Genomic DNA, 3,459 nt, shown 5'->3' with positions numbered 1-3,459 from the left:
GATGCATTGTTTAGGGGAAATTCGAGTTGATTTCCGTGACTTGACCCTTGTCGTTGTAGATCATGATTCTCAATGACCGAATGCCCCGGGCCAGCTGATTTTCCCGGAAGATGCCGTAAAAGCCAGTCAGGCCAAGCTGTTCGGTATTGGTATCATCATAGGTCGCGAACCATTCAGCACGCTTCACATGTCCCATCGTCGTTGAGCAGCGCAACTGGACAGTTGTGTAGGACGGATACTCCATATATTGTATGGCGCACTGAGGCAGATCCCCTTCTATCAGCTCAAAGAGCTTTGATGCGGTAGCTGACCGCCCCGTATCCATCGTGATTTCGGAGATGATTTCATGCGTACCAGTGTCTTCCACCATGATCGGGGAAACATAAACACTGGCTTTATCCGATACCAATTGGCCATCCAGGTACACCTTGTGGCTTGTCACTTTCTCTCCACTGACCGGGTTATGGAGCACCAATCTCGGTGTTACAAGTGCCAATGCGCGACCCCAGCGGTCATTGATGTTGACATTGATTTCCGACGTCAGCGGTGGTGGATCCTTCACTGTAATGTCAATGACAGCCAGCTCCTGGTTGCCCCGCTGATCTTCAATAATCGCCTCAATCGGGTATGTTCCCGGTTTCGTGAAATCCACTACCAATCTGTTGCCATACTCAAATGTCTTTATGGCGGTTGGTGGCACGTTATAGTGATAGATCGGTTTCTCCAATCCCATCTTGCGGATATCCGCCTTGGGCGATGTCTGGGTAAACAGCACCACCCTGGCTGGTACGATTACCTCCGTATTTCGGGTCACGATTTCCCAGTTTTCCGGCCATTCGTACTCCCAGGCATAGAAGGTTTTCTCCACCTCTACAAGAGTTTCATTCTTGTAGCCATTTATCCATACCCGGTATTTGAGCATTTCGTCGCCGGACTGAATGGTGTAATCCACGGTATCTCCCGGCACTATTGCTCCGTTCGGCAGCTCCCACTCGCTACTGAGCGTCATGTCGGTGTCCGCGCCATAGAAGATAGGCCCATTGGTCGCCTTGAAGGTGTATGTTTGGTCTACTTCAGCATAGCGTGGCCCTGATACGGCTGGCCGTCGCAAGTAGGGAGGCTGTACCGCCAACGCCTGAATAATGACCTTTTTCGACTGAACGATGTTGCTGCTATCGCGTGGCGTAGCCGTAAGCTTGACAAAAACGCGACCCGCTTTATTTGCATCAAGAGTGATGGTGTCACCCGTTTGCATTGTAGCTGGGCCAGCTTTCAGTGACTGCGCATAAACTTCCCACGTATAGTCGGTTGGGTCACCCGAAGCGTTGGTGGCGGTCCATACGACCGGATGTCCGATGAAGGTGCGCCGATAACCACTGATCTCTATCTTCGGGGTACGGTAGGCCTGCACCTCCACGGTATTACTGATGCTGATACGGTTGGAGTACCGGTTTACAGCCCTGGCTCTATACCAACGCTTTCCGGGGTTCTCGATCCTCTGGGAAATCCCGAGCACCCGTTGAGGCAGATCCTGTATTTCCAGGAAGTTTGTTCCGTCTGTGGAGTATTCCCAGTGGATCTCTCCAATATCAGCGTGTCGGCTCCTATCAACCGGGCGGACCACAACGGCTGCCGTAAACGGTGCGGGACCCGTTTCCCGACGCGCCGACACCTCAATATCAATCGGTGCGGCATCACGGATGGCCACGTTCATGGGTGATGAATATATCACCGCATCTGGGTTCTCGGTGCCGTCTTTCCTGAGCATAGTAATTTCGACAACGAACCTGGCCCGCGGTCCCATGTCAGCCGTTACCGGCGTTGACAGCGTGAACTCGCCAGTGTTGCTATCGGTAAATATCGGCGTGCCACGCTGGGTTTTATGCCCTTTGTTGGTTACTTGGTAAAGCCTTGCAGTCCAGCGACCGAACTTGTCTTTATCGTAAGCAACTTGTTGGGTCGCTCTGTCGTACTGGCCAATACGGCCCGTAATCCTCAAGGGTTGGTCGGTACGTGCCTCCGTCACCCGGTCGACAAACAATGTTGGCTTATCCGGTGTCGCCATGAACTGAAGGTTCAAACTGGCGGTTAACCCGGGGTAGTGAAGATAGCTGGCTTCTGCCTGAACCGACATCACATCCTCGATTGACGACAAATATGTGTTGACGGCACGGGTGACCAAACCTCCAAGCGATGTTTTAGTGGTGGTCGTTCCTCGTGTGGTGACATCCAGCACAATCCCGCTGTAGTCTGTGCTGCCTATGACAACCCCGGCGAGTTTGCCGTCGCCGATTGGTGCTGGCCAGTATCCACTGGGCACCCAATCCACCCAGGCATTCAAATCCGAGGTCGGCTTGAAATCAATGGTGGGCGCTACAGGTTCCATCAGCGGAATGGTGTAATAACGCGTTGTCGGCGTGGAAATAGACGGCAGGAAAATCACTGCCCCGTCATCGGTTGTCTGAATGATTCCACTTTCCCAGGCAACTTGTTCATATGACGGATTTGCCGGATTAGTAAATCGTCCATTCAGCGATGGAGACATTGCGCTGAATGATTCGATGCCATCCGGCAAATGCTGCCAGATGATGCCGCAAGACTGAACGCCTTGGTAAACCTGGGATTGTCCGAGGTCCCAACCAAGGATTTTTCCGCCGTTCAGGTCGGCACAACGCGATGTCTTTCCCGCAACCGCTGTTATATTGACCTGTTCCACGTACTTTGTCACCGCCCCGCTTGGGTCGCTTGCTCTCTGCAGAACAAAGTCAACAGCATCACCTACCGACCAGGCCGATATAGGAATCAGGATGTTGGGGATGTCGCTGTATTCGTTTCCTGTTGAAGGATTGAGGACTCGCACCAGCAAATCTCCGACATATCCCGGAGACAAGTACATGGGCAGCCCTTCGAAACGCGTCGGCAGAACCAGCCGGCCGTCATGGGCGGCGAAATCATAGCCAGTTATCCCGGCTGCCCCATTGGCTGGCACTGTTGTGCCGTTGATGTTCAGGGCCACTCCTGTTGAGGTCGTCCAAATAAGCTCCAGGTTATAGCTGCCTGTCAAATCCAGCTTTTCTCCGGAAGCCGCAATACGGAAAGCGCGTTCCGATGTCACCGGATACTCCGTTGTCGACAACTTTGGATAACCGCCGGAAACCAAGGCGATATCCGCCTGCCCGGACGGGCCGTCTTTGTGGTTGATGTTGTCCAACACCGTAACTTTTGCCTCCGCCATCAAGCAGGCGTTGTCCTGGTCACACACGTTGTATTTGAAAGATGTGTTACCCGAGAAGCTCGGCGAAGGCAGAGCGCTGATTCTTGTGCCGGTTGGGTCCACCGTCGGGGTTAGGTTCGTTCCATGCCATACGATAGACAGCGTAAAGGTTTGGTTGGGATCCGGGTCTAGTACAATGGGCGCTTTCCACCCCGTCTGCATGCCTTTTTTGGCCAGGAATTCCA

The 3,459-nt window shown here is 53.2% G+C and carries 1 protein-coding gene; it reads right to left on the bottom strand.

What is annotated here, in order from left to right; all coding sequences use genetic code 11:
- Positions 1–10: 10 nt before the first annotated feature.
- Positions 11–3,262: a hypothetical protein gene (locus ACOCD2_RS14555; protein WP_419625749.1), complete on the bottom strand. Its 3,252-nt coding sequence runs from the start codon at positions 3,260–3,262 to the stop codon at positions 11–13.
- Between the last annotated feature and the right edge of the window lie 197 nt (positions 3,263–3,459).

Source organism: Thiolapillus sp. (assembly GCF_048562965.1).
Taxonomy (GTDB): Bacteria; Pseudomonadota; Gammaproteobacteria; order Chromatiales; family Chromatiaceae; genus Thiolapillus; species Thiolapillus brandeum_A.
Note: the sequence above shows the minus strand (reverse complement) of the source record. Positions and strands in the feature narration are given on the sequence as shown.